The sequence below is a fragment of the Deinococcus carri genome (assembly GCF_039545055.1).
GTDB lineage: Bacteria > Deinococcota > Deinococci > Deinococcales > Deinococcaceae > Deinococcus > Deinococcus carri.
The window spans coordinates 150,870-167,499 of record NZ_BAABRP010000001.1 but is presented as its reverse complement, the minus strand read 5'-3'; the positions used below and the strand labels follow the sequence as shown (position 1 = coordinate 167,499).

The following is a 16,630-nucleotide window of genomic DNA, read 5'->3' as shown; positions in this document are numbered from 1 at the left end:
CTATGGCCGTCTCGCGCCCCCAGCCCCACCTCGCCGCCCGCAGACTCGTGCTGGGGACCGCGGCGGGGCTGGTGGTGGGCCTGCTGGCCCCGGCGGACTGGCCCCCGGTCGCGCGGGTGCTGCTGGGCTGGAGTGCCTTTTGCGTGGTCGTGCTGAGCCGCATCTGGCCGACGCTGCTCAACGCCACGCCCGAGCAGACACGCGCCCTCGCCACCCGTGAGGACGATACGCGGGCGCTGGCGCTGCTGCTGACCGTGACAGCGTCCCTAATGAGCCTGGGGGGCGTGGGCTGGACCCTGGGCCTGGCCCATCTCCAGAAGGGCTGGCAGCTCGACCTGACCGCGCTCGCGGCCCTGACCACCGTGCTGTCGTGGCTGCTGGTACACACCGAGTACACCCTGCACTACGCGCGGCGCTACTACACGGATGGCGGCGGCGTGCTGTTCCTGGACGGTGACGGCACGCTGAAAGACCCCGACTACCGCGACTTCCTGTACCTGGGCCTGACCATCGGCATGACGTATCAGGTCAGCGACACCAACATCAACTCGCGCCCGATGCGCTGGCTGCTGCTTCAGCACGCGGCCCTCTCCTACGTGTTCGGGACGGTGGTGGTCGCGCTGACAGTGGGCGGCGTGGCGAATCTGCTGGGCTGAGACCGTCTGATTCCAGACCTTACGGGAAAGCAACGGATGTTCACGTAGCCTCAGGCTTAAGGGCGGCCCCTCGCCGCCAGCCGGTCCTTCTTGCTTCCCGCTCTCCTGAAAAGCTGCGCCAGGCCACCCAGTCGATGCTCGCAAAAGGGCGCAAGCTGGTATGACCAGGCAGTCAAGACTCCACGCCGGGAGGCCCGTCGCGCCGCTCCCGGCGCTGCGCCTTGTCCTCGTACATCCGCAGGTCCGCCAGCCGCACGAGGTCTTCCCCTGTGCCGTCACGGGGAAAGTACGCGATGCCCACGCTGGCGTCTATGCCGGGGAAGCCCCGGTCGCGCACGGCGGCGGCGCTGCGCGCGACCCGCTCCTGCACCGAGGGCTGGCCCGCCAGCGTGGACTGCGCGAGTAGCACCGCGAACTCGTCTCCGCCCAGCCGGTAGGCGCGGTCCCCGGAGCGGAAGGCCGCGGCCAGGGAACGCCCGAAGGCCGCGAGCAGCTCGTCCCCGGAGGCGTGGCCCTGGTGGTCGTTCACGCTCTTGAGACCGTCGAGGTCGATCATCACGATGCCCAGGCAGAGGCCATGCCGGGCCGCCCGCGCCAGCTCCCGCCCCAGGTCGGCCTCGAAGGCCCGGCGGTTCCCCAGGCCGGTCAGGGCGTCCTCGTGGGCGAGCCGCTGAACGCGGGCGTGCTCGTGGGCGCGGGCGGTCACGTCACGGGCCACGACTGCCTGGCCGACCCGGCCCCCCTGCGCGTTGTGCACCGTGGACGGTTGCACCTCCCAGACCTCTTTCCCGAAGCGCCATTCGGCGGGGGCCTGCTCGGTCAGGAGCGGCCAGGTCGGGAACAGGTCGCGGGGGTGGCGGCCGCGCAGGTCGGCAGGTGGCCGCCCCGCCAGTTGTGCGGCCCGCACGTTGGTCTCCACGATGCGGCCCCGCGTGTCCAGCACGAACACGGCGTCTGCCAGTTGCTCCACGACCTGCCGATGCGCGAGGGGCGCGACGCGCAGCAGGCCATAACGGACCATGCCCCAGGCAACCGGCACGAGACTGAGCGCAAAGCTGACGGGGGTGGAGTTGATGCCGGGCAGAGGCTGGAAGCCGAGCAGGTGCAACGTATTGGTCACGAACGGCACGACCGCCGCGAGCAGCATCACCGCAAGCTGCGCCCGATCCGTCCCGCGCGCCGAGCGCCAGGCCAGCAGCAGCTGCAGCGCCCCCCACACCAGCAGCCCGTTGGCATACACCACCACCCCCAGCCAGTACGCCACGTTGCGCCGCACCATCCCCCACTGCGGAAGCTCGGTGGTGTACGACCACACCAGCCGGTGGGCGTCGTTGGTCCACATCAGCAGCAGCGTCACGGCGGGCACGACCAGCAGCGCCAGCAGCCTGCGCGGGGGCAGCGGCTCGGGGTGCGGGCGCAGATACCGCTCGACCAGCGCCACCCACGCGACCGGCATGGTGAGGATGCCGAAAAACTCCACCAACCCCCAGTGCCACCTCAGGGCCGGGGGAGCCGCCATGTTCGTGAGGGTGTTGCCCAGCAGCCACACGCTGTTGCCGAGCAGCAGCACCAGAAACGCGCGGTGAACCGGCTGGCCCACCCGCGGTAGGACCGTGCCGATCATCAGCAGCGTCACGACTTGTGCCAGCAGCAGAGGCGTGATGATTGGGGTGAGGACATAATCCGGCATGGCTGGGGGGCGTGCGGACGCGGGGTGCGCCGGAAACCAACGTAGCAGGCCGAGCCTTTCGGGAATCTATCGGTCGCTCGCCAGCAGGTACACGCCCGCGAGCAGCACCAGCAGCCCGACCCAGCCGCGCCAGGTATGCGGCTCGCGCAGGGCCAGCGCGCTGAACAGGAAGATAAAGGCCAGGCTCAGCCGGTCCAGCGCCGCCACCCCCGCCGTCGGCCCCACCCGCAGCGCCGCGAAGTACGCCAGCCACGACCCCGCCCCGCTGAGGCCCGCCAGCGTGATGAACAGCCACGCCCGCCCGCTGAGGTGCACCTTGCCACTGGCAAGCGCCCCGAGTTGCCCGGTCCCCAGCGCGACCGCGAGCATCACCAGCGCCATGATGACGGCCCGCAGCGTGGTGGCGAGGGTGGAATTGACGCCCTCCAGCCCCAGCTTCCCGAACACCGTGACCCCTGCCCCACCGAGCGCGGCCAGCAGACCGAGGGCTATCCATTGCAGGTTGTTCATGGGCGCATGATGCGCCTGCGGGGAACGCCCGGCCGGCGGGAGCCGTACCGCTAACCATGACACATGCCGACGGGTTCCCTCTCTGTCTCTCTGGCCTGCGGGTCGCCGTGGGAGGCCGGGAGGTGGTGCGGGTGGAAACGCTGGAGGCGCGACCGGGTGAACTGCTGCACCTGCGCGGCAAGAACGGCGCGGGCAAGACGACGTTGCTGCGGGCGCTGGTTGGCGTGCTGCCCTACACAGGCAGGGCGCGCGTGCAGGGCCATCCTCCCGGCTCGGTGGGTGCGCGCCAGGCGACGGCCTTCGTCCCGACCGACGCGGACCTCCCGGACGACCTGACAGTGGCAGAGGGGCTGACCTTCCTGGCGGCGGCGTGGCGTGTGCCGGAAGCGCCCCTACTGGCCCTCGCGGAACACTTCGGCCTGGGGGCGTGGCTGGATGCCTGGCCCATGACCCTCTCGCGCGGGACCCGGCAGAAGGTTGCGCTCGCTCTAGGTCTGGGCCTGGGCCTGCCGCTGACCCTGCTGGACGAACCCTTCGCCACGCTGGACACGGCTTCACGGGATGTCCTGCGGGAAGCCATCGCCCAGCGGTGTGCGGAGGGTGGCGCGGTCATCGTCACCACCCACGGTCAGGAGCTGGACGCCCTGCCCCAGCGTGTGTTGGAACTGGAGGGCGGCGTGCTGCACGTTCCTTCTGCGGGGGAAGCCGCGTGAGGTCCGGTGCGGAGGTGGTCTGGAAGCTGCGCCGCCTCACCCTGGAGCGGGCCGCGCGACGGACATGGCAGACATGGCGGCACTCGGGCCTCTTCTGGATGGCGGGCTACCTGGGCGGCGTTGCCCTGCTGGTGCTGGTGGGCCTGTGGCAAACGTACCGGTTTCCGGTGCCCCCGCTGGCCCCTGGTCCGGTCGCCGGGTTGAGTGCGGTGTGGTGGCTCTCCGCGTGGCTGGTCCGCCGTCCCACGCTGGGGGTGGACAGCACCGACGAGTGGCTTCTGCGCGCCCCCGTCCCCCCCTGGGCCGTGCTGGCCTGGCCGCTTCTCCACACGCTGGCCCTTCCGCTGGCCGTGGGCATCGGCCTGGGCCTGCTCGTCCTCGCCTGGTTCCCGGCATGGTGGCCGCTCGCGCTCGCGCTGCCGCTGCTCGGGGCAGGCCGCCCGCTCGTTCAGACGCTCGGGCACGACACGCGGCTGACCGGGCAGGAGACGGCGCGGAACGGGGCGCTGGCCCTCTCTGTCCTGCCGCTGCTGGGGGGCCTGCACCCTGTCGCCCTGCCGGTGGCCTGCGCGCTGGGGCTGGGCGGGCTGCTCCTGGTCTGGCGGCGCTTCTGGGAAGGGGAGGTTCACGCGGTCCCCCTCCTCCACGCCCAGGTCGAGGGCGTGCGGCAGGGGGCGCGGCGGCTGGGTCTGCCCGTTCCGGAGGTCGGCCCGGACGGTCTGCCCTTTCCCCGCCGCTGGCGGCCGCGGCTGCGCGGTTCCGGCCCCTTCGCCGCTTGCGTGTGGCGAGGCCTGCTGCACGTCTCCCGGCATCCCTGGCGTCTGCTGGCCGCGCCCCTGCTGGGCCTGAGCGTGACGGTCGGCTCGCCGCTGCTGCTCGCGCTCGTGCTGGAGCCGCTGCTGGTGCTGCTCGCGCCGCCGGTCCCGGCCGCCCTCCCGCTGACCGGCCTGGCGCGGCGGGCCGTGCGGACGCTGCCGGGCGGGGTACCGCTGGGCCTGTTGCTGGGGCTGGGGTCTGGCGTTGCCGCCGCATTCGGCCTCGCCTCGCCCGTGGCCGTGCTGGTGGCCCTGTTCCTGCCCTGGGCGGCGCTGTGTTGCCTGGGCTGGCTGGGCACCGCCGCGCCGGGTGGACAGGTCACGCAGGGCCAGCTCCGCTTCGCGGCGGGCCTGGCTCCCGCGATGGGCGCGTTCCTCTGCACGTCCTTCGGCCTGGCGTGGTGTGCGCCCCTGGCCGTGCTGCTCGTCGGCACCCTGGCCCTGATGCCTAACGCCTGACCCCTCACTCCTCTATACTGTCTTCCGTGATCCGCTCTGCGCTTACCACCCGGGGACGCCTCGCCTAGCTTCCAGAAGCTCGTGCGTGTGTCCCCGGCTGTGTGTGGCCGGGGCTTTTTCTTTTTCAAGGAGTGACGGATATGACGAAACCCGAGATTGCCGAACCGCGCGCCGAACGCTACAACCCGCACGCCATCGAACCGAAATGGCAGGAAACGTGGGAACGCGAAGGGCTGTACACCTTCCACGAGGACCCCACCAAGACCAAGCACTACGCCCTGACCATGTTCCCGTACCCCTCGGGGAACCTGCACATCGGGCACTGGTACGCCAATGTCGCGCCGGACGCGCACGCGCGCTGGATGCGGATGCGCGGCTACAACGTGTTCTTCCCGATGGGCTTCGACGCCTTCGGCCTGCCCGCCGAGAACGCGGCCATCAAGAACAACCTGAACCCGGCGACGTGGACCTACGCCAACATCGAACACATGCTGGGACAGTTCCAGCGCATGGGCACCATGATCGACTGGAGCCGCCGCTTCGCCACCTGCGACCCGGAGTATTACCGCTGGAACCAGTGGTTCTTCACCGAGTTCTTCCGGCGCGGGCTGGCCTACAAGAAGGGCGGCCTGGTGAACTGGTGCCCCAAGGACCAGACCGTGCTGGCGAACGAGCAGGTGGTGGACGGCAGGTGCGAACGCTGCGGCACGCCCGTCGAGCGCCGCAACCTGAGCCAGTGGTACCTGAAGATCACCGACTACGCCGACGAGCTGCTGGACTTCGGTGACACCGACATGCCCGAGCGCGTGCGGCTGATGCAGACCAACTGGATCGGCAAGTCGGTGGGCGCGGAGGTTACCTTCGACACGCCCGCCGGGCCGGAAACGGTCTTCACCACCCGCCCCGACACGTTGATGGGCGCGACCTTCCTGGTGCTGGCCCCCGAACATCCCAAAGTCGCGGAGCTGACCACCCCCGAGCAGGCGGGAGCCGTCCAGGCCTACGTGGAGGCGGCGGGCCGCAAGACCGACGTGGAGCGCCAGCAGGAGAGCGGCGAGAAGACCGGCGTGTTTACCGGCAGCTTTGCCACCCATCCCGTCAGCGGGCACCAGTTGCCCATCTGGGTCGCGGATTACGTGCTGGTCACCTACGGCACCGGCTCCATCATGGCTGTGCCTGCCCACGACGAGCGCGATTTCGACTTTGCGCGCAAGTTCGGGCTGGACATCCGGGAAGTCATCCGGCCGGAGGGCAGCGAGGGCATGGGCGAGAACCCGGCAGCTCCCTACACGGGCGAGGGCGTCATCGTGAACTCCGGCGAGTTCGACGGTCTGCCCGGCGGCAAGGCCAGCATCGGGACTGTCGTCGCGCGGCTGGAGGCACTGGGGGTGGCGCAGGCGAGGACCACCTACCGCCTGCGCGACTGGCTGGTGTCGCGCCAGCGGTACTGGGGCACGCCGATTCCCATCGTGTACTGCCCGGAACACGGCGCGCAGCCCGTCCCCGCCGAGCAGTTGCCCGTGCGCCTGCCCGAAAACGTGGAGTTCACCCCCACCGGCCAGAGTCCGCTGAAGCTGGATAAGGAATGGATGCGGACCACCTGCCCCGTCTGCGGCGGCCCCGCCGAGCGCGACACCGACACGATGGACACCTTCGTGGATTCGAGCTGGTACATGTACCGCTACCTGTCGCCGCACGACGACCAGCACCCCTTCGACCCGGCCCAGGCGAACCTGCTGCCGGTGGACCTGTACACGGGCGGCATCGAACACGCCATCCTGCACCTGCTGTACAGCCGCTTCTGGACCAAGGTGATGCGCGACATGGGCCTGACCACCCAGAGCGAGCCGTTCGCGCACCTGAGAAACCAGGGCATGATCCTGGGCGAGGACGGCGAGAAGATGAGCAAGTCGCGGGGCAACGTGGTGGACCCCGACGACCTGGTGCGCGAGTACGGGGCCGACACGGTGCGCGCCTACCTGATGTTCATCGCGCCGTGGGAACTGGGCGGCCCCTGGGACCCCAGCGGCATCAACGGCCCCGCCAAGTGGCTGGCCCGCGTCTGGGCGCTGTACTTCGACGCTCAGGCCGTGGGGCCGGAGGAAAAGGTCACGGAAGCTGACCTGCGTTACGCCGTCCACTCGACCCTGAAAAAGGTCGGCGGCGACTTCGAGCGGATGAGCTTCAACACCATCATCGCCGCGCTGATGGAGCTGACGAACACGCTGGTCAAGGCCAAGCGTTCCCCGGCTTTCGGCACGCCCGCCTGGGAGGAGGCGCTGGACATCTTTAACCAGATGCTGGCCCCGGTTGTCCCCTATATCGCGGAGGAAATCTGGATGGAGCGCGGGGGGACGGAGAGCATCCACCTGCGACCCTGGCCCGAGGTGGATGAGGCGGCGGCCGTACGCGACACCGTGACCATCGGCGTGCAGGTGAGCGGGAAGGTGCGCGGACAGGTGGACATCAGCAAGGCGGCGACGCAGGAAGAGGCCCTGGCCGCCGCCCGCGCGAACCCCGACGTGGCAAGGTTCATCGAGGGCAAGACGACGGTGAAGGAGATTTACGTGCCGGGGCGAATCATCAATCTGGTTGTGAAGTAGCCCGCAGCAGAACAGCGCCCCACCCTTGCCACTCAGCAGGGTGGGGCGCGTGTTCAGGCATTCAGTGGCCGCTCGTCGCTGCCCCGTGCCTCCCCGCCCAGGGTGAAGTCTTCCCGCGCCAGTTCACGGTCGTCGCGGGTGAGCGAGAGGAAGGCCAGGACCATCAGGAGGATGGTGGCGGCGGCCATCACGAGGACGAGTTCCATGAAACCAGTGTGCGGCGAGGCGGCGCGGAGGTGGTGACGGTGCGTTTTAGGGAACCTGCAAGGGCCGTTGGGAAAAACCTGAGCCTTGAGGTGCGTCCTTTCCCCTGTGGGGGTTACAACGGGCAACCCTCCACAAGATCAGACAGGGCTTCCTGCCCGTCCGGAGCGCCGGAAGGTCCCGGTTGCAGTTCCTCCGTCTCTCCGTCCTGGGCCAGCGCCTCCAGCAGCACCCGGACCTGTTCGGCGTTGGCCTGAGCGTGGGCGTCATCGGTCATGCCGCGCATGGTGACATGAGAAGCGCCGTCATGTGTCCAGATCTGCCGCGGCCCACTCATACCAACTTGCTCTGATTCCAGAACACCCGGACAAAACACCGGATGTTCTGTGGGGCCACAGGCTCAGGGGCGGCCCTTCGCCTTTCTTGCCGCATGAAACGTAGGCTCATCCGCTCATGGTCCACCTCCGCAAGCCGGTCTTTTCTTCTTCTCGCTCTGCTGCGCAGTCGTCGTGAACGGACGCCCCTGGGGACGCCACTCCTCAGCTTTGCAAGTCCGCTCGGGTTCGTCTACGACTCACCTGAAGTTGGTCTCAGCGGTTCGTTGCCCAGAAGTGGTCAAGGGCGGCGCGGACCTCTGCCGGCTTCTCGAAGTGGGGCAGGCCGTCGGTGCCGGGAATGCGGACCGCACTGACACCGGGCTGCTGCACGAATATCGGCAGCCGCTCAAAGGACACGAAGCCGTCTTGGTCGTACAGGACGACAGTGGGGACCCTGAGTTTGCTGTACAGCTCGCGGAATGCGTCGGGGGTGAACAGCAGGCCGCTGATGAAATACAGGGGGGCATATTTCGCGCCGGGCTGCTGGCTGGTTTCCAGGCTGTACTCGATCAGGCCCTGGTTCACCGGCCCGCGAAAGAGCTTGCTCAGGAAATAGTGGATGCTGGGCCGGGTCCTGAGCAGCGCATACAGCGGTGTCCCCACGGTGCTGAGCGTGCCGTGGAGCCGCTCGCCCCGGTTCCCGTCGCTCGCCTCCTGGCTGCCGCCCCGCGGCTCGCCCAGGCCGCTGGGACTGATCAGGGCCAGGCTGCGAATCCGCGCCTCGTCCAGCGCCGCCCGCGCCACGAACTCGCTGCCGAGGCTGAGGGCGACCACGTCCACGTCAGTGCCCAGTTCGGCCACCAGGGCGCGCAGGGCTTTCACCATCAGCTCCGGGGTGTAGCGCACGTCCGGGCGGTCGCTGCTGCCGAAGCCAGGCCACTCCAGCGCGTAGAGGGGCCGCTGGCCCGCGTAGGCGTCCCACAGCGGTTTCACCTCGTAGGCACTCGCGGCGGCGTTGACCGAGTGGGTGAGAATCAGGGGGCGGCCTGTGCCGCGCGGGTCGGCGTAATAGGCCACCCGCCCGAAGCCGGGCACCTCCAGACTGCGCCGCTCGCCGCCCACTGCGGGCGAAAGCGGCGCGGACGCCGTCCCAGAGGACAGAACAGTCTGCGCCAGCGCCGCCCCGGCCAGGAGCAGGGCGGCGGTCGCCAGCAGGCGGGGAAAGGTCCTTCTGGTCTTCATGCCTGATGGTTACTTCCCGGAGCCTGTGAAACTGTCGGAAAAGGTCAACAGATTCAGGGGCAAGCCGCGTCCGTTCGGCCTCACGTCAGTTCAGCGGCACCTCGGGGCGGGCCGCGCGGTCCTCGCCCGCGTAGGTGGCGGCCACGTCGCGCAGCAGGCGGCGGGCCAGGGCAATCAGGTCGTCCTCGGACACGTGGGGGAGGTGAAAGGTTCCGCTCTGGCCGTACTCGCCCACGAAAGCCCCCCCCTCGCGCCGGACCCGCACCAGCACCTCGCACAGGCCCAGGCGCAGCCACGCCGCGTGCCAGCCGCCGGGCGGAGGGGGGCGCAGCCGGGAGTCGGGGTCGGGGGTGGGGTCCAGGGTCACGTTGTTGAGCGGCAGGCCGGGGCCGCTCGACGTGCGCAGGGCGTGATACAGCGCGTTCAGAAAGGCCTCGCAGGCACGCTGTTCGGCCTGCCGCTCGTCCGCGTGGCGGCGGATGGCGGCTTGCAGCGCGTCGAAGTCGCTCACAGCCTTATTCGTACCACGCGCCCGCTATCCTGCGCGGCGTGACCGCCTCCCCACCCCCCGGCCCCCCGCCCCGGCCCGTCCTGCTCCTGTCCAACGGCACCGCCGAGGACCTGATCGGGGCGCGGCTGCTGGGGCACCTGCTCGGGCAGAGGGGCGGCGAGGCGCACGTGCTGCCCCTGGTGGGGGCGGGCCAGGCCTACGCGAACCTGCCCTTTGTTACGCGGGTGGGCGCGGCGCTGGACCTGCCCAGCGGCGGCTTTCCTTTCGGCAGCCTGGAGAACCTGCGCTCCGACCTGCGGGCGGGGCTGGTGGGGGCCTCGCTGGGGCAGTGGCGGGAGGCCGTGCGGGCCGCGCGGGGGGCCGGCGCGGTGGTCGTGGTGGGCGACGCCTACGCGCTGATGGTGGGCAGCCTGGCGGCGCGTCTGGCAGGTGCCCCGCTGATACACGTGCAGCCGCTGCTCAGCGCGCATTACCTGGAGGGGCTGGGCCTGGGCGGGGCGCTGCGCGAGCTGAACGCCCTGGGCGCGAATCTGCCGATGCCCTACGAACTGCGGCTGGCCCGCCGGGCACAGGCGGTCTTCGCGCGCGACGCGGCGACCGCCCGGTATTACGCGGCCAGGGGCGTGCGGGCACGCTGGGCAGGCAGTTTTGCGATGGACGTGCTGCCCCCGCCGGAACGCGACCTCTCCCCCCTCGTGGGTGAGCGGCCCGTGCTGGCCCTGCTGCCCGGCTCGCGGGAGGACCACCGGGAGAGCCTGCCGCTGATGCTGCGCGCGGCGGCCCATCTGCCGGAGGTGGCCGCGCTCGTCGCCTGGCCGCACGGCTGGGAGGCCGCGACCCTGCCGGAAGGCTGGACGCTGAACGTGCGGGAGGAAAACACGGCGTTCGCGCAGGGTGGGAGCACGCGCGTCGCCCTGCTGCGCGGCGCGTTCGGGGCAGTGGCGCGGGCGGCGGATGTGGCGGTGGGCACCGCGGGCACTGCGAACGAGCAACTCGCGGGCCTGGGCGTGCCGGTCGTCGCCTTCCCCACGCGCGGCCCCCAGTTCACCCCCGGCTTCGCCCGCCGTCAGGGGCGACTGCTGGCAGGGGCGCTGAGCGTGGTTCCGCCCGAGCCGGAAGCGGTCGCGGCGGAGGTCCGGGCGCTCCTGACGAACGGGGCGCGGCGGGCGCGGGCAGCGCGGGCCGGCCTGACGCGGGTGGGGCCGGGGGGAGCGCTGGCGGTGATTGCAGAGGAGATCAGGCGGCTGGCCCAGGGCTGAAGGCACCGGGCCACGCGGAAGCTGCCCCTGGCCTTCTGCCATTTACCTTCCGCCTTCCCCTCACCCCCCGTAACTCGCCCCCAGCCGCCCCAGCCCCTCCCACCACCCGATGCGGCGCGGGGGAAGGTCGGCCAGCAGGACCGGGGTCAGGCCGCGTTCCCGTAAACCATTCAGCAGCGCGTCCAGCAGCTCCGGCGTGACGGCGGGACCGTCGTGCAGCAGGATGACGCTGCCGGGGCGGGTGCGGGCCAGGGTCTGCGCGGCGAGGTCGGCGGCGGGCTGCGGGGTCCAGTCGCGGCCCTCCACATCCCAGAGGGCAAGCTGGCGGCGGGCCAGCCGGGCCAGCAGCCGCGTGAGGGGACTGTGCCCCCCGTAGGGCGGGCGGTACAGGTGGGGGCGGGGTTCGCCCGCGCGGGGATGCCAGCGCACCTGCGCCCACTCGCGCCAGGGCGGAAGCAGGAGGGCGTGGGTATGCCAGCGGCCATGCGCCTCCACCCCATGCCCCGCCGCCTGCAAGGCCCGGAGGTGCTCCGGCCAGCGTGCGGCGGCGGGTGCCGTCACGAAAAAGGTGGCGGGTGCCCGGTGCCGCGCGAGGACGGCCAGCAGGGCGGGCGTCTGCTCGCTGGGACCGTCGTCGAAGGTGAGGGCCACCCGTGGGAACTCACGGCCCCCCGCGCCGAGGGCACCCCAACCAGCGGCACGCCCCAGCACATCGGCCAGCAGGACAGCGAGAAGCGCCCGCCCCAGAGGAACCAGCCAGCCGCGCCGCATCGCGTCAGGTGGGCTGCGCGTCCCGGCGCTCCGGAAAGGCGCGGCGGAACAGGACGTACCCGGCGGCGGTGGTGAGGGCCAGCACCGCCCCGGTCAGAAAGGGACCGGTCGCGCCCAGGCGCTGAAAGGCGAAGGTGCCCACCAGGGGGCCGAGGGCGGTTCCGGCGTTCTCCACGGTCATCAGGACGCCCCAGGCGGCGGGGCGCTGGGCCTCGGGCAGGGTGCCCGTCACCAGGGCCGCCCAGCCCGGCATGATGAAGGCGTAGCCCACCCCGGCCACCACCGCCAGCGGGTACAGCACCCAGGCGGGCGGCGTGGCGGCGAATCCGGCCAGCGCCAGCCCCAGCAGCGCGAAGCCCAGCATCACCGCGAGCCGGGCGTGGCCGCCGTCGGCCACCCGTCCGGTCAGCGGCAGGCTGCCGTAGGCCACCGCGCCGCCCACCGCCAGCACCGCGACCATGCCCCAGTAGTTCACGCCGAGTTGCGGCGCAATCGTGAAGAGCAGCGGCCCCAGCAGCGTCAGGGTCAGCGTCTGCATGAAGGCGGCGGGCAGCAGCGGCACCAGGGCACGGACCGAGGCGCGCACGCCCTGGCCCGCGGGCGGCGGAGCCTCTTCCTGGACCGCGGCCCTGGGGGCACGCAGCGGCACCGCCAGCGCGGTGAGCAGGCCCAGCCCCTGCACCCCCAGCGCCAGCAGGTAGGGCCAGCGGTCCGCCCGCCCCGCCACCGCCCCGAACAGCAGGAATCCGGCCCCCACCAGCGGCATCACCGTGAGGCTGACAAAGGTCAGGGCGCGGCCCTGGTAGCCGGGGCGGGCGGCCTCGGCGGTCAGGTTCATGGTGCCGGGCCACATGGTGGAAAAGCCGATGCCGTGCAGCGCCGCGATCAGCACCAGCAGCCAGACGCTGTGGACCAGCGGCAGCAGCGCCAGCGCGCCCAGACTCAGCAGCGCCCCCCCGAACATCACGGGCCGCAGGCCGAAGCGGGCGATCAAGGCCCCGGCCGGGCCGCGCATCACCGTGTCGGCGGCGAAGTGGGCGGTCCAGGCAGCCCCCACCGCGGTCAGGGGCAGCCCCAGGTCACGGGGCGCGGCCTGCGGCAGGTAGGCGGCGTAGAGGCCACTGCGGACAAACTCCGCGCAGGCCAGGGTCAGTGCGGTGGCCGCGACACTGCCGAGCGCATCCCGGCGCAGCGGCAGGGGGGGGAGGCGGCGGGTCATCTACCCCCCCCGCGGCCACGGGGGCAGATGCACAGTTCGCGGGAGGCTGCTACCCTGGCGCGGTGCCGGACTTCACGGTCGTGATTCCCGCGCGCAACGAGGCGCAGTACCTGCCCCTGACGTTGCGCGCCCTCGAACGCCAGACGCAGCGCCCCGCCGCCGTCATCGTGGTGGACAACGCCAGCCATGACGGGACGGCCGGGGTGGCGCGGGCGTGGGGCGCGCAGGTGGTGTCCTGCGAGGTGCGCGGCATTGCCCGCGCGCGGCAGGCCGGGCTGGACGCCGCCCACACCCCCTGGGTCGCCTCGACCGACGCCGACTCGCTGCCTGCCCCCGAGTGGCTGGCCCGGCTGGCGGGCGCAGCGGACGCGGCACCGGGCCGGGTGGCCCTCTACGGCCCGATGCGCTTCTGCGGCGTGTCGCGGCCGGTGAGGGCCGGCTCCGAACTGGGCTACGGCACCTTCCTGCGGGCCTGCGAACTGGCGGGCCGGCCCAACCTCGCGGGGGCCAACATGGCCTTTTCGCGCGCGGCGGCAGAGTTGGTCGGCGGTTATCCCGATGTGGAAGCCTACGAGGACGTGCTGCTGGGGCGGGCGCTGGGGCAACTGGGCGAGGTGGCGTATGTGCCGGGCGCGCTGGTCGAGACGAGCGCGCGCCGGCTGGAGGGGGGCTGGCTGCCGTTCCTGTGGCGGCACGCGCTGAACCTCAGCGGTCATAGGCGAGGGTACTTCGGGGACTAGCCGTCTGGACGCTGGCCGCCTCGGGAAAGGGAATCTCGCGCGGCACGCCCAGCACGCTGGCGTACACGTCCAGCACCCGCTCGGCCACCCCGCCGGGCGTCCAGGCGGTGCCGAAAGCGCGTGCCCCCTCCGACAGCCGCCGCCACAGCCGCCCGTCACCCAGGACGGCCTGCGCGCGGCGTGTCAGGGCCGCCACGTCGCCCGGCGGCACGAGGTAGCCGCTGCGGCCCTGCGCCACCCCGCTGAGCGTGCCCCGCGCCCCCACCGCCACGACCGGCACGCCCATCAGTTGCGCCTCCTGGAGAACCAGGCCCTGCGTCTCGGTATCGCTGGCAAACAGGAACAGTTCGGCCAGGCGGTAGTACGCGCCTATCTCGGTCCAGGGCTTCACACCCAGGAAGCTCACCCGCCCCGCGACCCCCAGGCGTTCGGCGTGCTGCAGCAGATGCTCACGCTCCGGCCCCTCGCCCAGAACGACCAGGTGCGCGTCCGGCAGGTTCGCCAGCGTGTCCAGCACGAGGTCGAAGCGTTTCTCGCGGGCCAGCCGTCCGACCGTCAGCAGGCGGCGGGTTCCGGCGGGCCAGGGACTTTCTACGGGTGGGGCCGAACGCAGCACCTCCGGCTCGACGCTGGTGGGAATCACGACCGGGTGGCGGACGCCCATCTCGCGGGTCACGTCCAGCATCGCGGCGGTGGGGGTGATCACGGCGTCGGCGCGGCGGTAGTACAGGCCCATCAGGCGGGTCACCACCCGCGTCTGCCGTTGCAGCACGGTCAGGCCCGGCACGTAGTGGGTGTAGGCCTCGATATGGGTGTGGTAGGTGGCGACGTGCGGCACGTTCCACTTGCGGGCCAGCCGCGCCCCCGCCAGCCCCAGCGTGAGGGGCGTGTGGGTGTGGATCAGGTCGTACTTCTGCTCGAAGTCCCGGCGGGTGGGCCACGCCAGGCGGTAGGTCGGCAGGAACACGTAGCGCACGCTGGGCGCGCGGCGCACGTCCGGGCGGGTGTCCTGCTGCTCCGGAAAGAAGGGGGCCACCACATCCACGTGATGCCCGCGCGCGCGCAGCTCGTCGCTGAGCAGGCCCACGCTGGTCACGATGCCGTTCTGGTCGGGCAGGAACGTGTCCGTGAACAGCCCGATGCGCAGGGGCTTCATGCTGCTCGCCTGCACGCCGGGGAGGGAAAGGAAAGCGGAAGCATCACTAGACAGGAGCATACGACGCCGGACATGAGAGGCGGGCCAGGGTCGGCCGCCGTGCAGGGCAACGCGCAGGGCAACGCGAGCCGCTACAGTCGGGCCATGTGCGCTCTGCCCGCTCCGGCCCGGTCCCTGTGGCTGGCCCTTACCCGCGCCGGGGCCTACGGTGCCCTGCACGGCAGCCACCCCGGCGACCCGTACCTGGGCCTCACGGTTCCGGTGCAGGCGGCGGCAGAACTCCGGGAGGCGCTGACCACACTCGCCCAGGCGGAGGTCCGGGCCACGCTGCTGCTGCCGCCCGCGCTCGCCGCCCGGATGCCGCAGGACGTGTGGGCCGCCACCCGCGCCGGGCACGAAATTGCCGGCTGGGGTGAGCCGCGCGACCTCCCCCTGCTGGAGGTGACGGCGGGCCATCCCGTGACGGCCTGGGCGCTGGAGGAGGCCGACCTCGGCCGCCCGCACCTGGCCTGGCTCGCGCGGCGCGGCGTCCATCCGCTGCCCCTCCCCTCCCCCAGCCCGGAACCGGGCCTGACGCTACGTGTGCCGCCCGGCGACCTCGCCCCCACGCTGGCGCGTCTGAAGAAGCTGGGCTACCGCCTGGTGCCGGTGCGCGACCTGCCGGGGCTGCGGCCCGCCACGCCCCGCGACCTGCTGCTGCACCTCTACCGCCGCCTGGTGGACGACCGCTTCGAGCGGGCACACGGCGTCGTGCCCCTTACCGAACGGGCGGACGCGGTGATGCGGGTGGCGGCGCAGCCCGTTCCCCCGGAGCTGCCCTTCCCACCCGGCACGCCCGCCGCCGAGCTGCACCTGCACAGCCCGCGCCTGGTGGGCCTGACCTCCCGCAGCGCCCTGAGGGCCTACCGCGCCTACCAGCGGTCCCTGCGCGACGTGGCGCACGCCCTGCGCGAACGGCCCGAGTTGCGGGAGGCGCAGGCAGTCTTCGCCGTGACCCTCTTTCACGGGCCGTTGGAGAAGAACGGCTTCACCCTGGTGCCCCTGCCGCCGCTGCGCGCCCGCGTGTACGGCCTGGGCTTTCGCTTGATGCGCGCGGTGTACGGCACGACCACCGGCCCCTCGGAGACGGAGCCGAAGTTGGCCTGGATGCCGCGGGAGGCTTTTCTGGCGCGGCATGGGTGAGGGGGACCGCGCCGCCCTTTCTGCGCCCGCCCTAAAGTGAGGGTGTCCCCGGCGTCAAGGAGGTTCCCGCATGTCCACCCCGCCTGCCCCCGTTCTGACCGCCCCCTTCCGCTGGCTGCTGCTGCTGTGGCTGGCCGCCCTGATTGGCATGTACCTCTGGCACGCCAATACGCTGCTCTCCCGCGCGGCACACGCCGCCGAGATGCCGCCCGCACCCACCGCTCCCGCCGCACCCCCACCCACCGCGACCGAGCTTCAGGTGGCCCTCTATGCCGAACAGGTCAAGGTTTATACGGGGCAGGTGGCGGTGTACCGGGCACAGGTGGAGGCCCGCAACACCACCCCCCTGGTCACGGCCTACGACAAGACGCTCAATGCCTCGCTAGGCACCCAGTTTCAGGCGTTCGCGGCCGCACTGGTGGGGGTGGTCTTCGCCGGGGCAGGTGCGCGCGCCCTGGAAGCCTTCGCGCGCCCGAAGGGGACGGAACAGGCGGGCCGCAGCTTTCCTGAGAGCCTGCCGGGGGAGGGGCCGCCCACGCCATCTGCCGTTCCCACGACCACCGTCCAGAACGTGCTGTGACGC

General features: G+C 71.7%; 17 protein-coding genes. 8 read left to right on the top strand and 9 right to left on the bottom strand.

The window, feature by feature from the left end; all coding sequences use genetic code 11:
* Positions 1–2 precede the first annotated feature (2 nt).
* Entirely contained in the window at positions 3–656 is a 654-nt protein-coding gene (locus ABEA67_RS00900; protein ID WP_345459476.1) for a DUF1345 domain-containing protein, read from the top strand.
* A gap of 172 nt (positions 657–828) precedes the next feature.
* On the opposite strand, the gene ABEA67_RS00895 is transcribed toward ABEA67_RS00900, so the two are convergent.
* A complete protein-coding gene (locus ABEA67_RS00895; protein WP_345459473.1) occupies positions 829–2,346 on the bottom strand; it encodes a histidine kinase N-terminal 7TM domain-containing diguanylate cyclase in 1,518 nt (505 codons plus the stop codon).
* A gap of 66 nt (positions 2,347–2,412) precedes the next feature.
* A complete protein-coding gene (locus ABEA67_RS00890) occupies positions 2,413–2,856 on the bottom strand; it encodes an EamA family transporter (RefSeq protein WP_345459470.1) in 444 nt (147 codons plus the stop codon).
* A gap of 56 nt (positions 2,857–2,912) precedes the next feature.
* Here ABEA67_RS00890 and ABEA67_RS00885 point away from each other — a divergent pair, with 56 nt between their 5' ends.
* The 3 genes from ABEA67_RS00885 to leuS all read left to right on the top strand — a co-directional run bounded on the left by ABEA67_RS00885 (position 2,913) and on the right by leuS (position 7,446).
* Positions 2,913–3,569: an ABC transporter ATP-binding protein gene (locus tag ABEA67_RS00885; protein ID WP_345459467.1), complete on the top strand. Its 657-nt coding sequence runs from the start codon at positions 2,913–2,915 to the stop codon at positions 3,567–3,569.
* Positions 3,566–4,843 carry a hypothetical protein gene (locus ABEA67_RS00880; protein WP_345459464.1) on the top strand — a complete coding sequence of 426 codons (1,278 nt, stop codon included), beginning with the start codon at positions 3,566–3,568 and terminating at the stop codon, positions 4,841–4,843. The genes ABEA67_RS00885 and ABEA67_RS00880 overlap by 4 nt, the downstream gene beginning before the upstream one ends.
* A 140-nt stretch (positions 4,844–4,983) precedes the next feature.
* Positions 4,984–7,446: a leucine--tRNA ligase gene (gene leuS, locus ABEA67_RS00875; protein WP_345459461.1), complete on the top strand. Its 2,463-nt coding sequence runs from the start codon at positions 4,984–4,986 to the stop codon at positions 7,444–7,446.
* A 53-nt stretch (positions 7,447–7,499) separates the two neighbouring features.
* On the opposite strand, the gene ABEA67_RS00870 is transcribed toward leuS, so the two are convergent.
* The 4 genes from ABEA67_RS00870 to ABEA67_RS00855 form a co-directional block, all read right to left on the bottom strand.
* Positions 7,500–7,652, bottom strand: coding sequence for a hypothetical protein (locus tag ABEA67_RS00870; RefSeq protein WP_345459458.1), 153 nt, complete (start codon positions 7,650–7,652; stop codon positions 7,500–7,502).
* A 113-nt stretch (positions 7,653–7,765) separates the two neighbouring features.
* The gene (locus tag ABEA67_RS00865) at positions 7,766–7,927 is read right to left on the bottom strand and encodes a hypothetical protein (protein WP_345459455.1); all 162 of its coding nucleotides are present in this window, start codon (positions 7,925–7,927) and stop codon (positions 7,766–7,768) included.
* Between the two features lie 313 nt (positions 7,928–8,240).
* Positions 8,241–9,209, bottom strand: a complete 969-nt coding sequence (locus ABEA67_RS00860; RefSeq protein ID WP_345459452.1) for an alpha/beta fold hydrolase — start codon at positions 9,207–9,209, stop codon at positions 8,241–8,243.
* Positions 9,210–9,294: 85 nt separating this feature from the next.
* Positions 9,295–9,720 (bottom strand): hypothetical protein, encoded by a 426-nt coding sequence (locus tag ABEA67_RS00855; RefSeq protein ID WP_345459449.1) that lies wholly within the window; start codon positions 9,718–9,720, stop codon positions 9,295–9,297.
* Between the two features lie 38 nt (positions 9,721–9,758).
* Between ABEA67_RS00855 and ABEA67_RS00850 the strand changes: the two genes are divergently transcribed.
* Positions 9,759–10,979, top strand: a complete 1,221-nt coding sequence (locus ABEA67_RS00850) for a lipid-A-disaccharide synthase-related protein (RefSeq protein WP_345459446.1) — start codon at positions 9,759–9,761, stop codon at positions 10,977–10,979.
* A 60-nt stretch (positions 10,980–11,039) separates the two neighbouring features.
* Here ABEA67_RS00850 and ABEA67_RS00845 read toward each other — a convergent pair whose 3' ends face one another.
* Both ABEA67_RS00845 and ABEA67_RS00840 read right to left on the bottom strand, forming a co-directional pair.
* The gene (locus ABEA67_RS00845) at positions 11,040–11,750 is read right to left on the bottom strand and encodes a polysaccharide deacetylase family protein (RefSeq protein WP_345459443.1); all 711 of its coding nucleotides are present in this window, start codon (positions 11,748–11,750) and stop codon (positions 11,040–11,042) included.
* Positions 11,751–11,754: 4 nt separating this feature from the next.
* Positions 11,755–12,969: an MFS transporter gene (locus tag ABEA67_RS00840; RefSeq protein WP_345459440.1), complete on the bottom strand. Its 1,215-nt coding sequence runs from the start codon at positions 12,967–12,969 to the stop codon at positions 11,755–11,757.
* 62 nt (positions 12,970–13,031) lie between these two features.
* Here ABEA67_RS00840 and ABEA67_RS00835 point away from each other — a divergent pair, with 62 nt between their 5' ends.
* Positions 13,032–13,709 (top strand): glycosyltransferase family 2 protein, encoded by a 678-nt coding sequence (locus tag ABEA67_RS00835; protein WP_345459437.1) that lies wholly within the window; start codon positions 13,032–13,034, stop codon positions 13,707–13,709.
* Here ABEA67_RS00835 and ABEA67_RS00830 read toward each other — a convergent pair.
* Positions 13,675–14,865: a glycosyltransferase family 4 protein gene (locus ABEA67_RS00830; protein WP_345459434.1), complete on the bottom strand. Its 1,191-nt coding sequence runs from the start codon at positions 14,863–14,865 to the stop codon at positions 13,675–13,677. The genes ABEA67_RS00835 and ABEA67_RS00830 overlap by 35 nt on opposite strands.
* Positions 14,866–14,937: 72 nt before the next feature.
* Between ABEA67_RS00830 and ABEA67_RS00825 the strand changes: the two genes are divergently transcribed.
* Both ABEA67_RS00825 and ABEA67_RS00820 read left to right on the top strand, forming a co-directional pair.
* On the top strand, positions 14,938–16,047 hold the full coding sequence (locus ABEA67_RS00825) for a YkoP family protein (protein ID WP_345459431.1): 1,110 nt from the start codon (positions 14,938–14,940) through the stop codon (positions 16,045–16,047).
* 70 nt (positions 16,048–16,117) lie between these two features.
* Positions 16,118–16,627 carry a hypothetical protein gene (locus ABEA67_RS00820; RefSeq protein ID WP_345459428.1) on the top strand — a complete coding sequence of 170 codons (510 nt, stop codon included), beginning with the start codon at positions 16,118–16,120 and terminating at the stop codon, positions 16,625–16,627.
* Positions 16,628–16,630: the final 3 nt, after the last annotated feature.

Excerpts from the sequence above, each read along its gene's own strand:
- ABEA67_RS00900 (WP_345459476.1), top strand. The coding sequence starts at position 3 with ATGGCCGTCTCGCGCCCCCAGCCCCACCTCGCCGCCCGCAGACTCGTG.
- ABEA67_RS00895 (WP_345459473.1), bottom strand. The coding sequence starts at position 2,346 with ATGCCGGATTATGTCCTCACCCCAATCATCACGCCTCTGCTGCTGGCA.
- ABEA67_RS00890 (WP_345459470.1), bottom strand. The coding sequence starts at position 2,856 with ATGAACAACCTGCAATGGATAGCCCTCGGTCTGCTGGCCGCGCTCGGT.
- ABEA67_RS00885 (WP_345459467.1), top strand. The coding sequence starts at position 2,913 with ATGACACATGCCGACGGGTTCCCTCTCTGTCTCTCTGGCCTGCGGGTC.
- leuS (WP_345459461.1), top strand. The coding sequence starts at position 4,984 with ATGACGAAACCCGAGATTGCCGAACCGCGCGCCGAACGCTACAACCCG.
- ABEA67_RS00870 (WP_345459458.1), bottom strand. The coding sequence starts at position 7,652 with ATGGAACTCGTCCTCGTGATGGCCGCCGCCACCATCCTCCTGATGGTC.
- ABEA67_RS00865 (WP_345459455.1), bottom strand. The coding sequence starts at position 7,927 with ATGACCGATGACGCCCACGCTCAGGCCAACGCCGAACAGGTCCGGGTG.
- ABEA67_RS00860 (WP_345459452.1), bottom strand. The coding sequence starts at position 9,209 with ATGAAGACCAGAAGGACCTTTCCCCGCCTGCTGGCGACCGCCGCCCTG.
- ABEA67_RS00845 (WP_345459443.1), bottom strand. The coding sequence starts at position 11,750 with ATGCGGCGCGGCTGGCTGGTTCCTCTGGGGCGGGCGCTTCTCGCTGTC.
- ABEA67_RS00840 (WP_345459440.1), bottom strand. The coding sequence starts at position 12,969 with ATGACCCGCCGCCTCCCCCCCCTGCCGCTGCGCCGGGATGCGCTCGGC.
- ABEA67_RS00830 (WP_345459434.1), bottom strand. The coding sequence starts at position 14,865 with ATGAAGCCCCTGCGCATCGGGCTGTTCACGGACACGTTCCTGCCCGAC.
- ABEA67_RS00825 (WP_345459431.1), top strand. The coding sequence starts at position 14,938 with ATGAGAGGCGGGCCAGGGTCGGCCGCCGTGCAGGGCAACGCGCAGGGC.
- ABEA67_RS00820 (WP_345459428.1), top strand. The coding sequence starts at position 16,118 with ATGTCCACCCCGCCTGCCCCCGTTCTGACCGCCCCCTTCCGCTGGCTG.